Origin of the sequence: Exiguobacterium profundum (assembly GCF_001909285.1) — a bacterium.
Taxonomy (GTDB): Bacteria; Bacillota; Bacilli; order Exiguobacteriales; family Exiguobacteriaceae; genus Exiguobacterium; species Exiguobacterium profundum.
Genome location: NZ_MRSV01000001.1, coordinates 2,068,341 through 2,090,094 on the forward strand (window position 1 = coordinate 2,068,341; position 21,754 = coordinate 2,090,094).

The 21,754-nt window shown below is 47.3% G+C and carries 18 protein-coding genes and 1 pseudogene; 2 read left to right on the plus strand and 17 right to left on the minus strand.

Annotated features, from left to right (window positions below):
* Window positions 1-35 precede the first annotated feature (35 nt).
* Window positions 36-1,016 (plus strand): YpdA family putative bacillithiol disulfide reductase, encoded by a 981-nt coding sequence (locus BBB58_RS10735; protein ID WP_074037198.1) that lies wholly within the window; start codon window positions 36-38, stop codon window positions 1,014-1,016.
* A 39-nt stretch (window positions 1,017-1,055) separates the two neighbouring features.
* On the opposite strand, the gene BBB58_RS10740 is transcribed toward BBB58_RS10735, so the two are convergent.
* From BBB58_RS10740 to BBB58_RS10770, 7 genes are all read right to left on the minus strand, one after another.
* Entirely contained in the window at window positions 1,056-2,324 is a 1,269-nt protein-coding gene (locus tag BBB58_RS10740) for a Glu/Leu/Phe/Val family dehydrogenase (RefSeq protein ID WP_074037199.1), read from the minus strand.
* A 146-nt stretch (window positions 2,325-2,470) separates the two neighbouring features.
* Window positions 2,471-3,397, minus strand: coding sequence for a D-alanine--D-alanine ligase (locus BBB58_RS10745; RefSeq protein WP_074037200.1), 927 nt, complete (start codon window positions 3,395-3,397; stop codon window positions 2,471-2,473).
* 96 nt (window positions 3,398-3,493) lie between these two features.
* A complete protein-coding gene (locus BBB58_RS10750) occupies window positions 3,494-4,072 on the minus strand; it encodes an adaptor protein MecA (protein ID WP_074037201.1) in 579 nt (192 codons plus the stop codon).
* Between the two features lie 60 nt (window positions 4,073-4,132).
* On the minus strand, window positions 4,133-4,996 hold the full coding sequence (locus BBB58_RS10755) for a MerR family transcriptional regulator (protein WP_074037202.1): 864 nt from the start codon (window positions 4,994-4,996) through the stop codon (window positions 4,133-4,135).
* Between the two features lie 129 nt (window positions 4,997-5,125).
* Window positions 5,126-5,326, minus strand: a complete 201-nt coding sequence (locus tag BBB58_RS10760; protein ID WP_015881449.1) for a hypothetical protein — start codon at window positions 5,324-5,326, stop codon at window positions 5,126-5,128.
* A gap of 41 nt (window positions 5,327-5,367) precedes the next feature.
* Window positions 5,368-6,795 (minus strand): RecQ family ATP-dependent DNA helicase, encoded by a 1,428-nt coding sequence (locus BBB58_RS10765; protein ID WP_244150732.1) that lies wholly within the window; start codon window positions 6,793-6,795, stop codon window positions 5,368-5,370.
* Window positions 6,779-7,801 (minus strand): YpbB family protein, encoded by a 1,023-nt coding sequence (locus tag BBB58_RS10770; protein WP_074037204.1) that lies wholly within the window; start codon window positions 7,799-7,801, stop codon window positions 6,779-6,781. Before BBB58_RS10770 ends, BBB58_RS10765 begins: the two co-directional genes overlap by 17 nt.
* 142 nt (window positions 7,802-7,943) lie before the next feature.
* Here BBB58_RS10770 and BBB58_RS10775 point away from each other — a divergent pair, with 142 nt between their 5' ends.
* Window positions 7,944-8,192 carry a ferredoxin gene (locus BBB58_RS10775; RefSeq protein WP_015881446.1) on the plus strand — a complete coding sequence of 83 codons (249 nt, stop codon included), beginning with the start codon at window positions 7,944-7,946 and terminating at the stop codon, window positions 8,190-8,192.
* Window positions 8,193-8,353: 161 nt separating this feature from the next.
* On the opposite strand, the gene BBB58_RS10780 is transcribed toward BBB58_RS10775, so the two are convergent.
* From BBB58_RS10780 to BBB58_RS10825, 10 genes and pseudogenes are all read right to left on the minus strand, one after another.
* Entirely contained in the window at window positions 8,354-9,313 is a 960-nt protein-coding gene (locus tag BBB58_RS10780; RefSeq protein WP_015881445.1) for an ABC transporter permease, read from the minus strand.
* Window positions 9,310-10,374 carry an ABC transporter permease gene (locus BBB58_RS10785; RefSeq protein WP_074037205.1) on the minus strand — a complete coding sequence of 355 codons (1,065 nt, stop codon included), beginning with the start codon at window positions 10,372-10,374 and terminating at the stop codon, window positions 9,310-9,312. Before BBB58_RS10785 ends, BBB58_RS10780 begins: the two co-directional genes overlap by 4 nt.
* A complete protein-coding gene (locus BBB58_RS10790) occupies window positions 10,371-11,897 on the minus strand; it encodes an ABC transporter ATP-binding protein (protein WP_074037206.1) in 1,527 nt (508 codons plus the stop codon). Before BBB58_RS10790 ends, BBB58_RS10785 begins: the two co-directional genes overlap by 4 nt.
* Before the next feature lie 63 nt (window positions 11,898-11,960).
* Window positions 11,961-13,046: pseudogene (locus BBB58_RS10795) on the minus strand (BMP family lipoprotein).
* Window positions 13,047-13,176: 130 nt separating this feature from the next.
* A complete protein-coding gene (locus BBB58_RS10800) occupies window positions 13,177-13,896 on the minus strand; it encodes a GntR family transcriptional regulator (RefSeq protein ID WP_074037207.1) in 720 nt (239 codons plus the stop codon).
* Window positions 13,897-14,296: 400 nt separating this feature from the next.
* On the minus strand, window positions 14,297-16,489 hold the full coding sequence (locus tag BBB58_RS10805; protein WP_074037208.1) for an FtsK/SpoIIIE family DNA translocase: 2,193 nt from the start codon (window positions 16,487-16,489) through the stop codon (window positions 14,297-14,299).
* Window positions 16,490-16,550: 61 nt separating this feature from the next.
* Window positions 16,551-18,218 (minus strand): ribonuclease J, encoded by a 1,668-nt coding sequence (locus tag BBB58_RS10810; RefSeq protein WP_015881439.1) that lies wholly within the window; start codon window positions 18,216-18,218, stop codon window positions 16,551-16,553.
* 95 nt (window positions 18,219-18,313) lie between these two features.
* Window positions 18,314-18,952, minus strand: a complete 639-nt coding sequence (locus BBB58_RS10815) for a M15 family metallopeptidase (RefSeq protein ID WP_244150733.1) — start codon at window positions 18,950-18,952, stop codon at window positions 18,314-18,316.
* A gap of 11 nt (window positions 18,953-18,963) precedes the next feature.
* Window positions 18,964-20,217, minus strand: a complete 1,254-nt coding sequence (locus BBB58_RS10820; RefSeq protein ID WP_074037210.1) for a lipid II:glycine glycyltransferase FemX — start codon at window positions 20,215-20,217, stop codon at window positions 18,964-18,966.
* Between the two features lie 3 nt (window positions 20,218-20,220).
* Entirely contained in the window at window positions 20,221-21,714 is a 1,494-nt protein-coding gene (locus tag BBB58_RS10825; RefSeq protein ID WP_244150734.1) for a UDP-N-acetylmuramoyl-L-alanyl-D-glutamate--2,6-diaminopimelate ligase, read from the minus strand.
* Window positions 21,715-21,754 lie beyond the last annotated feature (40 nt).

The window sequence follows — 21,754 nt, forward strand, 5'->3', positions numbered from 1 at the left end:
CCCCTTCCCTACAATGAGCAAAGAGGTGATATTCAGTGAACAAACAAGCGATTATTGTAGGTGCCGGGCCATGCGGTCTCTCGGCCGCCATCGAACTGGAGAAGATCGGAGTCTCTTGTACGGTGATTGAGCGCGGAAATATCGTCGACGCCATCTATCGGTATCCGACGCATCAAACGTTCTTCTCTTCCGCGAGCTTGCTCGAGATCGGAGACATTCCGTTCATATGTAAGGATTTGAAGCCACGTCGTCAAGATGCACTCGTCTATTATCGAGAAGTCGTCACACGTACCGGTTTAAACGTCCACCCGTTCGAAACGGTCGAGTCGGTCGATAAAAAAAGTGACCGATTCGTTGTGACATCAAGACATGAACGACGTGGCGAAACCATTCGCGAAGCGGACTATGTGATTTTAGCAACAGGCTATTATGGACGTCCTCGTCTGCTTGACGTACCTGGCGAAACGTTGCCGCACGTCCATCACTATTTCAACGAGGCACATCCTTATTATCGACAACACGTCACGATCATCGGCGGGAATAATTCCGCTGTCGATGCGGCAATCGAACTCGAAAAGGCTGGTGCCTTTGTGACGGTACTCTATCGAGGCGATTCGTATAGCCCTTCCGTCAAACCATGGGTTCTTCCAAACTTCGATTCACTCGTCCGTCATGAGAAAGTTCGAATGGAGTTTGAGGCGACAATCGAACGCATCACCGATGATGGCGTCTACTACCGGCAACACGGTGAAGAGAAGCATGTCTATGCAGATCATGTCTTCGCGATGACCGGTTATCAGCCCGACCACCATCTGTTCGAGAATGCAGGCATTGTGATCGATGAAGAGAGTGGTGTCCCGACATACGATGAAGAAACGTTTGAAACAAATGTCGAACACCTCTTCATTGCGGGCGTGGTCGCAGCCGGAAACGATGCGAACAAGATCTTCATTGAGAACGGTAGATTCCACGGCAAGGCGATTGCCGATACGATTGCGAACCGCATTAACGTATAAAAAAGTTCGGTCAACTTGAGTTGACCGAACTTTTTTTAATTAGACCCAGCCACGGAAACGTGAGGCTTCCGCCATTTTGCGTACACCGACCATGTAGGCGGCGAGACGCATATCGACTTTACGGGCTGAAGATGTATTGTATACCGTATTGAACGAGTGAACGAGTACTTTTTCAAGTTTTTCCTCAACTTCTTCTTCCGTCCAATAGTAACCTTGGTTGTTTTGTACCCATTCGAAGTACGAAACCGTGACCCCACCACTTGACGCCAACACGTCCGGCACGAGGAGAATTCCACGTTCAGTCAAAATTTTCGTTGCTTCGTTCGTCGTCGGACCGTTGGCTGCCTCGACCACAATCGATGCTTTAATCGCGTCCGCATTGTCTTCTGTAATTTGATTCTCAATCGCAGCTGGGACTAAAATATCACAATCGAGCTCTAACATTTCTTTGTTCGAGATCGTGTTTTTAAATAATGTCGAAATCGTACCGAATGAATCGCGACGATCTAACAAATACGGGATATCGAGACCATTCTCATCATGGATAGCTCCGTAAGCGTCACTGACCGCAATCACTTTCGCCCCTGCATCGTACATGAATTTAGAAAGGAAACTTCCCGCGTTCCCGAATCCTTGGACGACGACCCGCGCACCTTTCAATTCGATTCCGCGACGAAGTGCCGCTTCACGAATCATGATGGCCACTCCTTTTGCCGTCGCTGTCTCACGACCATGCGACCCGCCAAGAACGAGCGGTTTTCCTGTGATGAATCCAGGTGAGTTGAATTCATCGATGCGACTGTATTCATCCATCATCCATGCCATGATTTGTGAGTTTGTGAACACGTCCGGAGCCGGGATATCTTTTGTAGGTCCAACAATTTGACTGATGGCACGGACATATCCGCGACTCAAACGTTCGATTTCACGGAAACTCATCTCGCGTGGGTCACAGACGATTCCGCCTTTCCCACCACCGTAAGGCAAGTCTACGATTCCTGCTTTTAGACTCATCCATACTGATAATGCTTTGACTTCTACTTCCGTTACGCTCGGGTGGAACCGAATTCCCCCTTTAGTCGGTCCGACCGCATCATTATGTTGAGCGCGATAGCCTGTGAAGATCTTCGTTGAGCCATCGTCCATGCGAACAGGGATCCGAACGGTCAGCATGCGAAGCGGTTCTTTTAATAACTCGTACATCTCATCTGGATAGCCGAGTTTATCTAAAGCTTCGTGAATTACCTCTTGTGTCGATTCCAAGATGTTTTTTCGTTTTTGTTGACCTTTTTCTTGATCCGTAATCATGAAGGTTTCCTCCCCTAAATTGTCAATTCTCCCCCAAGAATTAACCTCGTATTCGTTTAAAAGTATAGCTGATACGCGTTCAATTTGAAAGGGCTTTTCAAAAATAATGAAAGCGTTTTCTTGATGGATGGCGTAATCCAGATGTCTTACTTCGCTACGCGCTCAAGTGCGAGCTCGATAAAGCGTTCCAAAAGCTCACCGTACGAGATTCCGACTGTCTTGGCACTATCCGGAAACAGGCTAAGCGGCGTCATGCCCGGCAGAGTATTCGTCTCTAGAATGTAGGCTTTTCCCTCTTCTGAAACGAGGAAGTCAGAGCGCGAATATCCTGAACAACCGAGCGCGCGATGCGCAAGGACTGCCGCCTGTTGAACCTCCACTGTCAGCTCGACCGAGATTTCAGCCGGACAGACATGAATCGAACCACCTTCCGTATACTTCGATTCATAGTCGTAAAATTCATTTTTTGGAATGATTTCAATGACAGGAAGAGCCTCTTCTTTCCCAAAGTTCCCGATGACGGGAACTGTCAGCTCTTTCCCTTTGATGTACTGCTCGACAAGTACCGCTGAATCACAAGCAAACGCCTTTTCAATTCCTTCACGTAACATCGTTTCGTCCATTGCAATCGTCAGACCATTCGATGATCCTTCTTGCGCTGGTTTGACGACACATGGGAACTCCATTCCCCACTCAGCGACTTTTGCATCGATTGATTCCCGTGACTCGATTAAGACGTCACGAGCGACTCGGATACCGGATGCCGCGAAGATGATTTTTGCTCTCGCTTTATCCATCGCCAGAGCAGATGCCAACACACCTGATCCCGTATAAGGAATTCCAGCCATTTCTAATAACGATTGCACACGACCATCTTCACCATACTTCCCGTGCAACGCACTGACGACGACGTCGACATCCAATGTTAACAGCTCGTTCGCCCGTTTCGGATGAAAGTCAATGGCCGTGACCTCATGACCACGTTCCGTCAACGCTTCTATCATCCCTTGCCCGCTCGTGAGAGATACCTCTCGTTCTCCTGACACTCCACCATATAAAACAGCGACTTTCATTCCAATCTCTCCTTCAACTAGCTACTGAAAATTCAAGTCTAATCATAACACGGACACCCTAAAAACAATAGGAACAGAAAAGTAAAAAAGCCGTACTCATGCGAATGCATCGTACAGCTCTTTCACGGCTTGTTCAGTTTGAATCGTCTTTCCGTATTCCATCATGACGTACGGACTGACCGTAGTCGTCTTGCCGTACTCGGACAAAATGGCCGCGAGTCGTTCTTCTACCTGCGAAGGAAGAACCTCAACGAAGTGAAGGTAGTAATGACCATTGTAATGATAAAGCGTGCCACCCTGCTCGGTTTCATGTATATGCGGGAAAAGACGAATCGAAGCGTTGATCACATCTTCAATGTCCTCGAACTGATAAATCAAATGATGGATTACATCAATCGTTAATCGAATCTCGACCTGCTCGACATCGAGCTCAGCAATCGCTTCACCTTTTTGAACATCGATGACGAGCCCATCGCGAGGGAACATTGTCACATTCAAATCAACCGCTCCTTGCGGTGAAAATCCGTACTCACTTTCTGCTGTTTCAAGTAGTTCTTTCCACAGCTGCTGACCGTTTTCCCCCACGATCGTATCGATGGCGATTCCACGTAACGAGAGCTCATTCGCAGTCACATATACACGAAGATGTTCTTTTGTTTGTTTTTCAAATCTCATTCGAAAACCTCCAGTGAATAGTCAATCCTAATCATAAGCTACTCCCGTTTTCATCCCGTGTCAAATAGTTGATAACCATTTTGTCCACTCTTCAGGAGTGTCGCCAAGAAATGACCCATTGAATCGACCTCTCTCCAGACTGACCGCATATCCACCGGCACCGATTTTTAAGTCAGGATGCTCGTTTTGAATATAATCCATCGCCTCTAACAAGTTCGGAATATGCTCAGTCAACGTACATGCGAAGATGAGACAAGAAGTGTCGATATCATGTAACGCTTTACTCAAATCTTCTTTCGGGAAACCCGCTCCCAAAAAGATGACGTCGTATCCATGTTGACGCAAATAGAGCGTGACAAACAATAATCCGATCTCATGCATCTCCTCAGGTGCACAGACACACGTGATACGTGGCAGGAACGGGTTCATCGGCATTTGAAGGGACAACGTCGAAAGTCGCGCTCGTAAAAATGCCGTGGCGAAATGCTCGTGGGCGATGGTAATCGAGCCATTCTCCCATCGTGAACCGATTTCCATGAGCAGTGGTCCAATTACATCCTTTGTCACTTTTTCAAAACTGATCTTATTAAACGCACGGTTGATCAAATCATGGGCTGTCCGCTCATCAAATGAGAGCAACGCATGGAGTAGCCCGTCTTTCAACTCCTCATCGTACAGTTTGATCGTTGTCGGTTCTGGCTCAGGCGCTTGATGAAGTTGTTGAATGGCTTGTGAGACAGAAAGCCCTTCTTTCTGCTTGTCCACGACCCATTTGATTTTTTCAACATCCTGATCTGAATACAGGCGGTGACCGGATTCTGTTCGGCTCGGCACGATAAACTGATAGCGACGTTCCCAAGCGCGAATCGTCGTCGGATTGACGCCTGTCAAGGTCGCCACGGTCTTGATGGAGTATTTCGGCATCTCCGCCCTCCTCTCTTACTCGTTCTTATGATATAAGTATATCCTCAACGCAAGAGGTTTACCCCTTTTATTGTGCAATCGAGAATTTTTTAAGAATAAAAAAAGATGCGAACTCTGTTCGCACCTCGTTTAAAATATGGCGTGTCGCCCGATATATATGAAAATGAGAATAATCGCTAGCATGGCGAAGGTTAATGTCATCGCCAACGGGCGCTTCATCCAGTTATCATTTAACTTCCTCTTCCGTTCGCCCTCTTGCCTCTCAGCTCGAGACGGCAACGTGTCCGCCAATTGCTCGCGTAAAGAATCCGCCTGATTCCGATGTCGCAACGTATGCCCTCCTTTACCTTTTTTATCATTTTACTATGATATTATTCAAAGGAAAAGATTTGCGTCAACCGAATTTTCCATTCTGTCACATTTTTTCGGACTATTTGCGGTGTATCCGGGAACGGAATCGGCCCACAAACATCACAGCATTCTTCTTGGTCGACCGTTTGTTCGGAGAAATAACGGAGCAAGTAATCGCGTCGGCATGTTCGGATGAGGGCATAATCCATCATTTGCCCGAGTTGACGATACCGATCTCGCTTTCTTTCTTTTACCCAATCGAGGGCTTCTTGAAGCGAACGTTCTGTCAACAATTGCTTCAGCAGGAGAAACTTCGGGTCTTCTTCGTTCATCCGTAACAACCTTGGTAGTTGCGCGAGCGACGTCCCGTTCTCACGTTCAAAGTAGGCTAGTCGCATGTCCTCGTCTTTCGGGTACTGTCCGTCGATTAAAAATTGTTGGATGCGTTCGTCGCCATCAGCATATAGAAGGACCGCGAATGCGGGTTGTCCGTCACGCCCCGCTCGTCCGATTTCCTGCATGTATGCCTCAACTGTTGCCGGCAACTGAAAATGAACGACAGAACGGACGTTGTCTTTGTTCACACCCATCCCGAACGCACTCGTGCATACCATGACCGACACTTCGTCCCGTAAAAACTGGGACTGCACGAGTCGCCTGTCTTCCGTAGACATGCCTCCATGGTAAAACAATGCATCCTCTAGCTCAAAGGCTAACGCCTCTGCCTCGCGACGGGTCGCCGTGTAAACGACTGCAGGTTTGGGAATCGCTTGAATCAACTCTTTCAATCGCTCAAGTTTCTTCTCCTTTTCCAACCGTTCAACCAACAATCGGATTTCCGGACGATTGGCAGAGTGGACGAATTGTTCAGGTGAGAACAGTGCCAGCTTTTCAATGATGTCCTGTTTCACGCCTTCTGGCGCCGTCGCCGTGACCGCCATACACTGGGGGCTCCCAATCTGTTTTCGCAACTCACCTAAACGCGCATACTCAGGACGGAACTCATGCCCCCATTGTGAGATACAGTGCGCCTCGTCAATGACGAGCATTTGAATTTTCACATTCGCCAGAGCACGCGTTACATAAGGAACGGCCAATTGTTCGGGTGAAAGATATAAAAAACGGTAACGTTTCAAATGGTTGATGATGTCCTGCTTCTCTTCAGCCGATTCCATCGACGTCAAACGAGCGACACCACGCTCTCCCCGTTCTCGTATATGAAGCATCTGGTCCTCAATGAGTGAGAGTAACGGCGAAACAATCACCGTGAGCCCTTGATTTTTAATATAAGAAGGGAGTTGGAACGTCAGCGATTTCCCCGCCCCCGTCGGCATGACGGCCAATACATCCTGCCCTTCGATCACGGCATGTATGATGTCGTGTTGCCCAGGACGAAACGATTCATACCCGAACACTCGTTTTAATGTCGCTTCATACAAAACTCTCACCTCGTTTCAGTCTGGCGAAGACGAGTCGAATTTGAAAATAACTGACACGCCCCATTTTCTCAAATATCGGTTTCAAAGCCCAGCTATCCGGATGCCGCAACTCTTCAATCGTGACCACATCCTCCATCGGTACAAATTGTTCGAGCGGGAAGACTTCTAAATACATCGCCATCTCGACGACATGGTCTTCAATCGTACTCGTACGTAAACACCGTTTCGCTTGAACCTGTTGGAACGTGTACCCCTTTAAGAACAATTCATATGACTCACGTGCTGAATAAGTCATCCGGTCCGTCGATAAGCCGTACGTAAACCCCCGTAGTTTGGCATCATCCGGCAAGACCATCAACAGTTCGTTCCATCCGGCCAAAAAATACAAACGAGCCGTTTCGGCATCAACATGAAGCAGGCTGGCGATTTGTTCATATGTCAAACCCGTCTCAAACGCTCCTGTGAATCGATAGACGACGGCCGTCGCATACGGGTCCCCGATTTGTTCAAGTGCTTGTTCAATCTCTTGATGAAACGTTCGCATGAGCGCTTTCCAATCCCGATCAAGATGTAACAACTGCTTGACCCATTGCTCTGCTGGACGATCGGCTTGTACAGGATAAAATGTACGGGCGTGTTCTTTTGACATGAACGTCTGCACGAACAAACTCAAGCGTTTCCATGTGGTCGCGTTATAATCACGGCGTTCCCCGCCCAACCGCTTGAATAGTTGCTCAACCGATTCAGGTGAAGCTAGTAATTCTCCCGCCTCTGTCAATCTAAATCGTTTACGATCGAGCCATCCTCGTTTTTCAAGTTGTTTTAGCACAGACTCGTATGAATAAGCCGTCTGCGGAAACTGTCCAAAAAGAGGCTCCAACTCGTAAAAAAATGCGTCCTGTAGCGTTGTGGCCGAACGCTTTCCATTCAGGACATGGTAGAGACTTCGCTCACTCCGTTCTCCATTTAATCGTTTAATGGCCAGCAGTAGAACTCCATCCGCTAAATGAACCAAATCGTCACTTCCTTAAAAAAATCATTATCCTACCAAAAAGACGCTCGTTTCCTCATTGAAATAATTGGGTATGTAGACTACAATTACTCATAGTCAGTAGAATGATTTCTAAGAGAAACGAACCGTTTGGAGGGTTATTATCATGGCAAAATTTACAATCGTCGATAAAGATACATGTATCGCATGCGGAGCTTGCGGCGCGGCAGCACCAGATATTTACGATTATGATGATGAAGGTCTTGCGTTCAACTTAATGGATGACAACACAGGTACTGTTGAAATCCCAGATGAGTTATACGAAGACATGATGGATGCATTCGAGGGTTGTCCGACAGACTCGATCAAAGTAGCGGACGAGTCGTTCGACGGAGACGCTTTAAAATTCGAATAATCGTGAAAGACATATCGGTCCTCTGACCGATATGTCTTTTTTTATGTTTCTCGCATGTAACCTAGTCTAATCATGACATCTCTAGGCAAGTATATCAAAAAAGGTTGTTTGGCTTAAGCACCAAACAACCTGGATGAAATGGACATATGTCCTATCTCGAATTAACGTTTCCCTTTAATATATGGGATACCGACCGACTTCGGCGCATCCGCACGACCAACGAGTCCAGCGAGAGCAAGAATCGTGAGCGCGTATGGCGCAATCAAGAGCAAGAGCTGCGGCACGTTGTTGATGACCGGTAAGTTGCTTCCGATAATCGAAAGGGCTTGAGCGAATCCAAAGAATAATCCGGCACCAAGCGCACCGAGCGGATTCCATTTACCGAAAATCATTGCGGCAATCGCCAAGAACCCTTGACCAACGATTGTCGTTCCACTGAAGTTCGTAGTGACCGTTACAGCATAGACCGCTCCGGCAAGACCACCAAACGCACCAGATAGCATGACGCCCATGAAGCGCATTTTCGTGACGTTGATTCCCATCGTATCAGCGGCCATCGGATGTTCACCGACCGAACGAAGACGAAGTCCAAACGGTGTCTTGAAGATGACGAACCAGACGACGAACGCCAAGGCGATTGCAACGAACGACGTGTACTGAACGTTAATAAAGAACATCTTTAACACGGGAATATCTGATAAGAAGGGTACATTCTCTTTTGCGATCCGGTACTCGATAAAGTCCGTCTGTCCTTTGTTGTAAAGAACACGCACGACGAAGATGGCGAGACCGATGGCGAGCATGTTGATGGCCACCCCGAGAACCGTCTGGTCCGCACGCCAAAGGATGGCAGGAACAGCCAAGAAGAGGGAGAACAATGCACCGACTACCATGGCAACAAGTAAGGCAATCCATGGACTAGAGGCTCCGACACCTAAATCAGTCAAGGTGAGCGTCGTGATGATTCCTGTCGCGGCACCGATGACCATGATTCCTTCAAGGGCGATGTTGACGACACCAGAACGTTCACTAAAGATTCCACCAAGTGCTGCGATAATGAGTGGAGTCGCATAGGCAAGCGCAACCGGAACGACGATATAAAGGACTTCTAAGAAGTTCATTTTTTCTCCACTCTTTTCTTACGATTTCCTTTAAGTTTCTCAATGGCATAGTTAATCGCATATCCAGACGCTACAAAGATGACGATGGCTGCGATGATAACTTTGACGAGCTCTGACGGTACGTTCGCACCAAGTTGCATCGCCAATCCGCCGATATTCAACCCTGCGAAGAGAATCGCTGCTAGAATGACCCCAATCGCGGTGTTCGCACCGAGTAGGGCGACGGCAATCCCATCAAATCCGACACCAGTGAACGATGCCGAGAGGGTCATACTGCCGAACGTTCCAAGACCTTCCATCGCTCCAGCGAGACCAGCGAACATACCGGAGATGACGAACGATAGCACGATGTTACGGTTGACGCTCATCCCTGCATACTGTGACGCATGTTTGTTAAACCCGACGGCACGTAACTCATAACCGAGTGTCGTACGTTGAAGGATGTAGTAGTACACGATTGCTGCAAGCACAGCGACAAGCACACCCCAGTGAAGACGTGAATACGTCGTCAACTCTTGGAGCCATGGCGAAGCAAGTGACGCTGAATCGTTGATTGACTCCGTACGCTCGTTCGTTACGCCGATGACGTTACGTAAAATCGCGTTTGTCGTGTATAAGGCAATATAGTTCATCATGATAGACGTAATGACTTCATGAACATAAAACTTCGCTTTCAAGAACCCAGGAACGAACGCCCAAATTGCTGCTGCAACCATTGCCGCTAGAAGTGCGAGCGGTAAATGGATAAACATCGGCAAGTCGAAGTTAATTCCTACATAGACGGCTGCGACCCACCCAATTAACACTTGTCCTTCTACCCCGATGTTGAATAGCCCTGTACGGAAGGCGAACGCAACCGCAAGACCTGAGAAAATAAGTGGGGCTGCAGCACGCAATGTTTCACCGACGGCATACGGACTACCGAACATGCCCTCAAATAACGAGATAAACCCTTGAACCGGGTCGTATCCACCAATCAACATGACGATAGCACCGACGAGTAGTCCTAAAATGATGGATAGGAATGGAATGAGAAGTTGGTTTAAACTTAATTTTTTCATTCTGTTTCGTCCCCTCTCTTACCGCCGGCCATCAAGAAGCCTAGCTCTTGCTCCGTCGTCTCTTTCGGATCACGAATCCCTACAATTTTTCCTTCGTAGTTAACAGCGATACGGTCGGATACGTGTAAAATCTCATCAAGTTCAAACGAGATGAGTAAGACGGCGCGTCCTTTTTCACGTTCTTTAATAAGCTGCTCGTGAATAAATTCAATCGCACCTACGTCAAGACCACGAGTCGGTTGAGCGGCGATGAGTAAATCTGGTGAGCGATCGACTTCACGTGCAATGATTGCTTTCTGTTGGTTCCCTCCCGAGAGAGCACGCGCTGGAACATCAATTGATGGAGTTCGGACGTCAAACTTCTCAATCAACGCCTTCGCCTTCTCAGCCACAGCTTTATAGTTCATGAGACCTCGTTTCGAGAACGGTTCTTTATAGTACGTTTGAAGTACCATGTTGTCACGAATCGAGTAGTCAAGAACAAGTCCGTGTTTATGACGATCTTGCGGGATGTGTCCGATCCCTGCCTCGGTCATCTTACGCGGCGTGTGTCCGGTGACATCTTTTCCGTTGAGCAACACTTTACCAGACTCCGGCTTTTTCAAACCTGAAATGGCTTCAATCAACTCCGTCTGACCATTCCCGTCAATCCCGGCAATTCCAAGTACTTCTCCAGCACGAATCTGTAAATCCAATCCTTCAACGACTTTCAAACCGCGACCATCTTTGACGACGAGGTTTTGAACGTCCAGAACGACTTGTTGTGGATCGGCTTTCGAATATTCTGCATCAAAGTTTACTTCGCGACCAACCATCATTTCAGCTAAACTGTCTTCATTTACCGTCTCGTCGACCTCTACCGTTCCAATGTAGCGTCCACGACGAATGACAGTACAGCGGTCCGCAACTTGCATGATTTCCTTCAGCTTGTGCGTAATCAAGATGATCGACTTACCTTCAGCAATCAGACGTTTCATAATTTGGATAAGTTCTTGAATCTCTTGTGGTGTCAACACTGCCGTCGGTTCATAAAAAATCAGAATATCTGCTCCACGATAGAGCGTCTTCAAGATTTCAACACGTTGTTGCATGCCGACTGAAATATCTTCAATCTTCGCATCCGGATCAATTCTAAGTCCGTATTGCTCCGAAATCTCCATGACCTTCTTCCGAGCAGTGGCGCGATCGATTGTGATGCCACTCTTTGGCTCAAGACCAAGAATGATATTTTCAGTGACCGTGAATTTTTCAACCAACATAAAGTGTTGATGGACCATTCCGATCCCAAGTTCGTTGGCGATGTTCGGATTTTCAATATTCACTTTCTTTCCGTGTACGCGAATCTCTCCGCCTTCAGGCTGATAGAGACCAAACAACACGTTCATGAGCGTCGATTTCCCGGCCCCGTTTTCTCCTAAAAGTGCATGGATTTCTCCTTTACGCAATTGGAGCGTGATATTGTCGTTCGCAACGAACGTACCGAACTCTTTTCGAATATTTAGCATTTCAATTACATATTCCAAGGAAGTTCACCCCTAACTTTAAGTAAAGGGAGACCACATGGGTCCCCCCTCAACTCAAACAAATTATTTTACGTTTTTCATGAACTCTTCGAACTCAGCGTCAGTTGCTGGTGCAACAACATCACCATCGATGATTTGTTGACGATACTCATCAACTTTAGTGAGCACGTCTGCAGCAACGTTTTCTTCAGAAGTTGGTGCGATTCCTACACCTTCATCTTTAAGTGAGAATTCAACCACTTCACCAGCTGGGAACTTACCGTCCATTGCCATTTTCGACACTTCGAGTGTCGCTGTATCTACACGTTTAACCATTGACGTAAGAGTAACGTTCTCTGGAAGACCTTCTTCGTACTGGTCACGGTCAACCCCGATGACCCAAACTTCTTCACCGTTTTTCTTACGGTTTTTCGCTTCAGTTTATACACCTACACCTGTACCACCAGCTGCATGATAGATGATATCAGATCCTGATCCATACATACCTGACGCAATTGCAGTTCCTTTTTCAGCTGAGTTGAAGTCTTCAGCATATTTTACGTCGATTGTCGCATCAGGGTTTACAGCCATGACACCAGCTTTAAATCCATTTTCAAACTTCTTGATCAAGTCTGATTCTACTCCACCGATGAAACCAACTTTATCAGTCGTCGTTGTAAGACCAGCTACTACACCTACGAGGAATGAACCTTCTTGTTCCTTAAACGTGATTGAAGCAACGTTCGGTGCATCTACAACCGAGTCAACGATTGCAAAGTTGTTATCAGGGAATTGTTCTGCAACTTTTCCGATATCCTCTGCCATCAAGAAACCGATTCCGTAGATCAAATCAAATTGATCACGTGCCAATTGTTGCAAGTTAGGCTGATAGTCTGCTTGTTTTGCTGATTGAAGATATTTGTATCCTTCGTTTTCAGTTAAGCTATTTTCTTCCCCAAACTTTTTCAAACCTTCTTAAGCTGATTGGTTGAATGACTTGTCATCAACACCACCAGTATCCGTGACCATTGCAACTTTGAAGTCGCTACCTTCTCCGCCTTCACCGTTTGAAGATGAGCCTTCGTTGTCATCTCCACCGCATGCTGCGAGTACTGTAGAGAGTGTGAGTCCTGCTGCTAAAGCTGAGAGAATCGTTTTCTTTTTGTTCATCTTTTTCGTGTTTCCCCTTTCGGTTCATAACAATTTTTGTTGTCTTGTTATCAGTAGTCTTTACACCGGTATAAGAAAGCGCTTTCACGCTATTCCCCAAAAATAACTCTTCCGTCCAGAAACTGCTCGTTTAAACTCGTTTACGTACGACATGGAAGTCGAATCGATCAGCACGGAAAAAGTTGGCCGAATCGAGTAATGGTAAATCACTCTCATCATAATGCAATTGTTTTAAAGCGAGTAACGGTTGGTCCGTCTGAAGTTGTGACGAGATTTCAGCGCTGACACTCGGTTCGATGTGCGTGATCGCATAAGCGACTCGACGTCCTACCTCTTTTTCGAGAGAATCTAACAAAGATTTCCCTTCAGTCAATGCCTCAGGATTCGAGACGAGATGGGCCGGCACTTTATCGACACAATACACAACCGGTGTGTCGTCCGCATATCGAATTCGTACAATTCGATAAATCGGTGAGTTCGGCTCAATCTTGAGACGCTCGGCTTCTCTCTCTGTTGCCAACACTTTCTCGGCCACCAATACTTTCGTTCCTGGTGTCATCTTTGCTCGTGTGATCATGTCAGTGACACTGAACAATTCCTCAATTCCTGACGTGAATGGCGGTTTAGAACTGATAAATGTTCCTACCCCATGCTTTCGCACGACAAATTTCTCATCTTCGAGAATCCGGAGCGCTTCGCGAAGTGTCGCTCGACTGACTCCAAGTTGCTTCGAAAGTTCAAATTCTGAAGGTAACTTCTCCCCTTCACGATAGACACCAGCGTCGATATCTTGCTTAATTTTCTCAATCACTCGAAGATAGAGCAATCGATGATCGAGCTTAATCGACATTGGCCTCACCACCTTTAATTTACTTACCAGTGCTCAGACATCTGACGTATGAATGTCCTTGCCAATATTAAGTATAGGGATTCGAGAATTAGAACGCAATAGTTTTTGTTCGGAATCAGGGAAATATTTTTTCGGAACATGCCGAACCGTACCTTTGAGTCCAATTTACTCATTTTCATCCCCATTGAAAAACTTTTGTAAAATGTAAACGTTATTAAAAAATGTAAGCGTTTCAGTGGTTTTTAAAAGTATGTACTAATTCAGTATATAGGACATATGTGCTATATTACATTTATATTATAGCGAACATCTAAGGATAGAGCGAATATTTCTATATCGTATAAATAGCATTAAAAAACGAACGATTATATATACTGATATATAATCGTTCGTTTTTTTATTATTCTGTTTGCTCTTGAATGAGTACTTTCCTCGGTTTCGAACCTTCTGATGGACCGACATACCCGGCTTCCTCAAGTGAGTCAATCAAACGGGCGGCACGATTATACCCGATTCGGAATCTGCGTTGAATCATCGAAGTTGATGCCGTTTCTTGTGTCATGACGAATTGCACGACTTCTCCGAACAATGAATCATCCGAATCAATCGTCGTCACTTCCTCTTCTTTTGGCATCATCGCTTCCACATATTGCGCACGTTGTTGCGCGATGACATGATTGACGACCGTCTCGACTTCTTGATCGGAGACGAATGCACCTTGTACACGGACCGGCTTGTTCATTCCGTTTGCAAGCATCAACATGTCACCGCGTCCAAGCAACTTTTCCGCTCCGCCACCATCAAGGATGGTCCTTGAATCGGTTTGAGAAGAGACGGCAAAGGCGATGCGGGACGGAATGTTCGCCTTGATGACTCCTGTGATGACGTCGACAGATGGGCGCTGTGTCGCGAGGACCATATGAATACCAGCAGCTCTTGCCATTTGTGCAAGTCGCATGATAGCATCTTCGACATCATTTGATGCCACCATCATCAAGTCCGCCAATTCATCGACGATTACGACGATGAACGGTAAACGTTTCGCATCCTCGTCATCCGACTGATCGACGAGTTCATTGTAACCTTCGATATTGCGAACTCCATATCGACTAAACAGTTCATACCGCCGTTCCATTTCTGCGACGACCTGCTTCAGTGCCTGGGCGGCTTTTTTCGGATCCGTGACGACCGGTGTCAACAGGTGTGGCACTCCGTTATAGACGTTCAACTCGACCATCTTCGGATCAATCATCATGAGTCGGACCTCATCCGGACGAGAACGCATCAAGAGTGACACGATCATGCCGTTGATACAGACAGATTTACCTGATCCGGTCGATCCTGCAACAAGCAAATGCGGCATTTTATTGAGAGAGATCCCAACCGTCTCGCCACTGATACTCCGACCGAGTGCGACGAGCAACTTCGAGTCATCTTGTTTCACCGGCTCCGCTTCCAGTACTTCACGTAAGCATACCGGTGCGACCTCCTGGTTCGGCACTTCAATACCAATAGCGGCTTTACCCGGAATCGGAGCTTCAATCCGAATATCTTTTGCAGCGAGCGCCAATGCCAAATCATCACTTAATGAGGTGATGCGACTGACTTTCACACCGATATCCGGTTGTAGTTCATATTTTGTGACGGTTGGACCAAGGTGAATCTTTAACACTTTGACACCGACCCCGAATGACTTAAGCGTCTTTACAAGTTTGGATGCATTTTCTTTCAATCGTGCATTCTCACCAGACAAATCCGTAATGACGGGCTCTTTCAAATTCGAGAATGGCGGAAGCTCGTATGTATCCGAGACATCTTGGGCCGCAGTCATCATCATCTCCTCGGTCGTGATTGTGGAATCGACTTCCGAAGAATCCGTTCGAGGTTGATCTTCCGTCTCTCTTTTTTCTGCTACGACTTTCTCACTAAATCCGACGATTGGAATGTCTTGCATCGTGACCACGTCTGACTCTACTTCCGGGTCCGATTGCGCTTCCGTTAATTTTGGACGAGGTGAGGCCTTGCGCGTTCGTTTCGCCTCTTGCTGCTTCTCCACTTTCGGTCTGGCTCGCCATTCGTTTCTGACTGCTGTGACGGATTCCTGCATGCGATGAAAGAGTGTCCCCCAAATAGTCGGGGCATAAAACGAGACACCGACGAGGAAGCAGACGATCCCTAAAAAGACAATCCCGAAGTCTGAGAATAAATATTGGTTCAAGTTATAGAAAGTGGCATTGATGCCGCCCCTTGCCTCTCCCCAAAGTAAGTCCCCGAATAGTAAGAATGAGGCGAGCATTGCGAATAATCCCGCTCGTCGCATCGGTTTCATCGGAGTGAGAAGAATCCATAACCACACAGCCATCATCAAGTAAGTGAGCGCACCCCATCCTCCAAAAAGATAGACGGATAAATCAGATAACTGTTTACCGATCCACCCTAAATCAAAAAAGGCAAATACGAATGCGACGATGGCGAGGACAAAGAAGCCCCACCCATATGTACGTGGCGCAATCGGTTGTTTTTTACGGTTCCTCGTATTTCGCGTCGCTGGGCGCTTTCGCTTTACGGGAGTCTTTCTTGTTTTTTGAGCCACATTTGTTCCTCCTAAAAAAAGAAGGCAAAAGTCAGATGACTTTTGCCTCACTCTCATTCCATTAAATCTCCATGATGATCGGCAAGATCATCGGACGACGTTTCGTCTGCTCGAATAAGAAGACGCTAAGTCGCTCGCGGATATTTGATTTCAATTCGGTCCAATCACTGCCAGCCTGCAGACTCTTTTCAATCTGTTTCGTGACAATACGGTTTGCCTCTGAAATCATTTCCTCCGATTCGCGCATGTACACGAAACCACGTGAGATGAGTTCAGGTCCTGAAATCAATTTCTTCTGTTTCCGATTCAACGTAACCACGCAGAGGACAACTCCATCTTGTGACAACAAACGACGGTCCCGTAAGACGATGTTTCCAACGTCCCCAACACCGATTCCGTCAATCAAGACGTTACCTGCAGGGACTTTTCGGCTCATGCGGGCTTTTCGACCTGTGAACTCAACGACGTCACCTTTTTCAACGATGAAGATGTTGTTCGGTTTGACACCCACTTGTTCTGCGAGTTTCGAGTGTGCCATCTGCATACGATATTCGCCGTGAATCGGTAAGAAGTACTTCGGTTTGACAAGGTTGAGCATCAACTTCAATTCTTCCGCTGAACCGTGTCCAGATACGTGGACTTTTCGCTGATTATAAATGACGTTCGCACCCGAACGGAACAATAAGTCAATCGTTTTAGAAACCGACTTCTCATTCCCTGGAATCGGTGTCGCCGCAATGACGACCGTGTCATTCAATCGAATGTTGACTTGCTTGTGGGCATTACGTGCCATGCGAGTCAACGCCGCCATCGGCTCCCCTTGCGAACCTGTTGTTAAAATGACGACCTTGTTATCCGGTAGACGGTTAACTTGGGACAACTCAACGAGAGTCTTCGCCTTGAAGCGCAAGTAGTTTAATTTTTGCGCAACTTCGACGATGTTGACCATACTACGACCGACGACCGCGACTTTACGATCATTCGCTTCTGCTGCTGCAAATACTTGTTGCAAGCGATGGACGTTCGAGGCGAATGATGCCACGATAACCCGACCTTCCGCTTGATAGATGACATCGTTCAATTCAGCTCCGACGATTGACTCTGAACCGGTTTGCCCCGGTCGCTCGGCGTTCGTCGAGTCGGAAAGAAGTGCAAGTACACCACGTTGTCCGATTGCCGCTAACTTATTGAAGTCGGATTGTTTACCATCGACAGGCGTGTAATCAAACTTGAAATCTCCGGTATGGACGATCGCACCTTGAGACGTTTGAATACAGACGCCGACACAGTCGGGAATCGAGTGATTGACGCGGAAAAACGTGATGAAATGATCAGCGATAGTCAATTTCGTTTTGGCATCAATCATGCGAAGGTCGACTTCTTTCAACAAACCGGCCTCTTTTAATTTCAATTCAATCAACCCGAGGGTCAATTTCGTCCCGTATACTGGGACGTGCTTCAAGTCGCGTAGGACGTAGCTGAGTCCACCGATATGGTCTTCGTGACCATGGGTGATGAAAATCGCCCGTACACGATCTTTATTTTCTTTTAAGTATGTGATGTCTGGGATGACGATATCAATCCCGAGCATCTCATCGCCTGGAAACATTAGACCGGCATCGATGACGAAGATGTCGTCGTCTAGTTCCACGACGTACATGTTCTTCCCGATTTCGCCTACGCCTCCAAGCGCAAAGACGCTAATATTCTCTGTCTTCTTTTTTGACACTAATTAAAACCTCCTAAATGATTCATATTCTGTTTCGTCCCCTTATCGCTACTGAATATTGTAGCGGAAAACGGCTTCATTGCCAACATTTCCGTCTAATCTAATAGAGGTTTTAGTGCATCAGCAAGCGGTGCCGTCTCTTTTTCGTCAGGTCTTTTCCCTGCAACAAGTTGACGAATCGACAAGCCGAAGTCCATTTGGAGGTGAGGATAGTCCGGGAATGAGTTCCATTCTCCGCCCCATTCAAAGCCGAGCGCCTTTCCTAACTCCCCTAGTTCTTGCCAGTCAGGAATGTCATTCCGATTACGATCCGTATTCAGGTCATAGTCGGTCTTGTTGTTATGGATGATAACGAAATCGACAGCAAGACCGTAGTTATGATAGCTCTGACCCGCCTTCGCATTGGTCACTACTTGCCCGGGTTCAGACCGCCCTTGCGCATAAAGCGCATTCTGTTCCTTGGCAGAACGGTATCCTGAAGTGAGGCGCACTTCAAGGTCTAGACAAGAATGGGCTAATCGAATGAACGATTCTCCTCGATTGGCGACTAACGGATGCAACCGGTCAAAATCAATCTTCGTCCTTGCCAAGATCGCATCCTCTTTCTCCACGTCCCGCACACACATATCCGCTTCGAACGTCGGCTCGTCTACCCAAGGCACCGGTTCCGGTTGCATATAAAAGTAAGCGAGCGTAATGCCAATCAGAAAGGCGATCATTGCAAGAGATAACACGCCTGTCCACCTCATCTTCTTAACCGTTTACGCAGTCCTTTTAAGAGTGGCAATCCTTTTTCGAGAGCCATATACAAAGGACGATTCAAGACGAGGTCGAATTCCCCGACCTTTTCAATCATGTCGCTTCCCCATCCCGATTTGAATGCGTATAGACCAGCATACTCATCATCCGGGTCCGTACTTCCTGATACCCCGCCGAAATCGTATCGCTCGGCGCCACTCTCTTTGGCCGCCTGCATCATCGTCCACTGCATCAAGTGGTTCGGCATAAATTCACGGAATTCATTTGACGAGGCTCCGTATAAGTAATAAGAGCGCCGTCCTGCGAGTGTCAACAGACCACCTGATAAGACGAGCCCGTTCGGATAGGTCTGATCAAGTTCGACCAGCTCAGGGAGGGCTTGCTCCGCTTTCTGAATTTGCGCTTCCGTCTGTTCCTTGCGGTTCAAAAGACTGTTACGCTTCTTCTCAATCGTTTCTTTCTCAAGACCCCGTTCAATCTTCGCCAACTCTTTCTTCGCTTTTTCTAGCGTTGTCTGTTGCTGTTCGAGTGCGATTTTCGGTTCGAGGGTTGTCAAGAAGAGACGGGCATCGTTCGGTTGCAGACAATCGTATAGGTTCTCAAAATAATCGAGCCCTCGCGTAGCGAATCCGTCACGTTCCCCTGTTACTTTCATCAAATCGGCGAACGTTTTGAGTCCGTCACGACCGACCTCCTTGCAAACAATTCCCTTTTTCTCCGCGAGGCGGACGTTGTAGCGGAACTTATGATGGAATTTCGCAAAAATATCTTTCTCACTCGGGCGCAAATCCGTTTCCATGGTAAAACGAGGTTGGGCGTAATCAAATCCACCGCCATATCCCTTATGTTTAAACCCGATGGCAGCCATTTCGGTCAATAGCCCTGGCATCTCATCGCGATCAATGTTTGGATCGATTTTTACGACGATGGCTTTATGTGCCACCGCGACACGTGTTGCTTCTTTCACGAGCGCCTGCAGCGATGCCAAATCTTCGTAGTCCACGACAAATCCGCGTGGGGCATAACACAATGTGTATGGTAATTTCGGGACACGTTTAAACAAAAGTAAAGCGACACCGGACGTCACGCCGTCTCGCGCAACCGCGACACGTTCTGAAGTCCAGCCATTTTGGCGCTTCACATCTCCCCAACTCGATAGTTGCAACAAATCTCCACGGACGTGTGTTTTGACGAAGTCGTCATGTTCTTTTTCTGTCAACGTAATTGGTTGTACTGCCATAAATCATGCTTCCTCCGTATTCAAAATGGTCGCTCGTACAATCGCCTCTTCGTCGAGCGGCAATTTTTCATTTCCGATAATTTGGTACTTTTCGTGCCCTTTCCCTGCTAGCACGATGATGTTGTCCGGTTTCGCTAAACGGGCCGCATAACGGACCGCTTCTTCTCGATCCCCGATTTCAACAAAGTTGTCATGGGTCATCCCGGCCGCAATCCCTTTTGTAATGGACTCATACGCTTCGAATCGTGGATCATCTGTCGTGATGATGACGGTACCGGCATAAGACGAAGCCATCTCGCCCATTGCCGGACGTTTTGTGACGTCACGGTTTCCACCTGTAACAAACAAAAAAATAATCTTTTCTTTTGGTACGCCGACGAGCGACTTCAGACACTGTTCGATGCCATCCGGTGTATGAGCATAGTCCGCATATACGTTGTAACCTGGGACGTCTAAACGTTGCATCCGTCCCTTGGCCGGATGAATCATCTCAAGTGCTTTTGCAATTCGCTCAAGCGAGTAACCGGCAGCGAGAAGACAACCCGTCGCCAACAATAGATTGTACACGTTGAAACGACCGATGAACTGGACCGTTACCGGAAGTTTTGCGCCTTGGTAATTCAATGTAAAGCTGGTCTGAGACAACGTCTGTTCAATGTCCGTTGCCATCAAGTCTGCTTGCGCATCAATCCCATATGTTATTACTTTCGCACCGGTCATCGTCTCATAAAGAGGCGTTTGTGCATCGTCCGCGTTCAAGACGGCTACTTTTCCACGTGAGGCCATTTGACCGAGTTGAGCGAACAATAACCCTTTTGCACGTGCATAGTTTTCAAACGTTCCATGAAAATCTAGGTGATCGTGTGTCAAGTTCGTGAAGCCCACGATGTCAAAATCAGTTCCGATGACACGTCCGAGCTCAAGACCATGTGAGGACACTTCCATCATCACGTCCGTCACGCCCTCATCACGCATTTGTGCCAACAACTGTTGAAGTTCTGAACTTTGAGGCGTCGTATTTTTACTTGGAACGATTTTATCGTTGATGCGTACTTCAACGGTCCCAATCAAACCGGTCGAATGACCGAGGACATCGAGGACGTCTCGTAAAATCGTCGTCGTCGTCGTTTTCCCATTCGTTCCCGTGATCCCGAACAGTCGCATCTGTTCAGATGGATACGCATAAAAGGCCGAAGCCAACAACCCGATTGAACGCGAGCTGTCACGCACAATCAAGTTTGGCACTGACAGGTCGAGCGGTCGTTCGCTAACGACTGCCACCGCGCCTCGCGCTACCGCTTGTGCCGCATATTCATGCCCATCGACCGTATAGCCTTTGATGGCGACAAACAGCGTTCCCGGCACAACTTCTCGCGAGTCCGTCGTCACATGCGTCACGACGATGCCTTCTAGATTTGGTTGATTAATTAGTTGTATCGTCTTCACTAAATCCGTTAAGTTCAAGTCTTTCCCTTCTTTCACCTGTATCCTATCCAAACTAAAGAATACCTCTTAATCAGTGTAGAGAACTTACAAT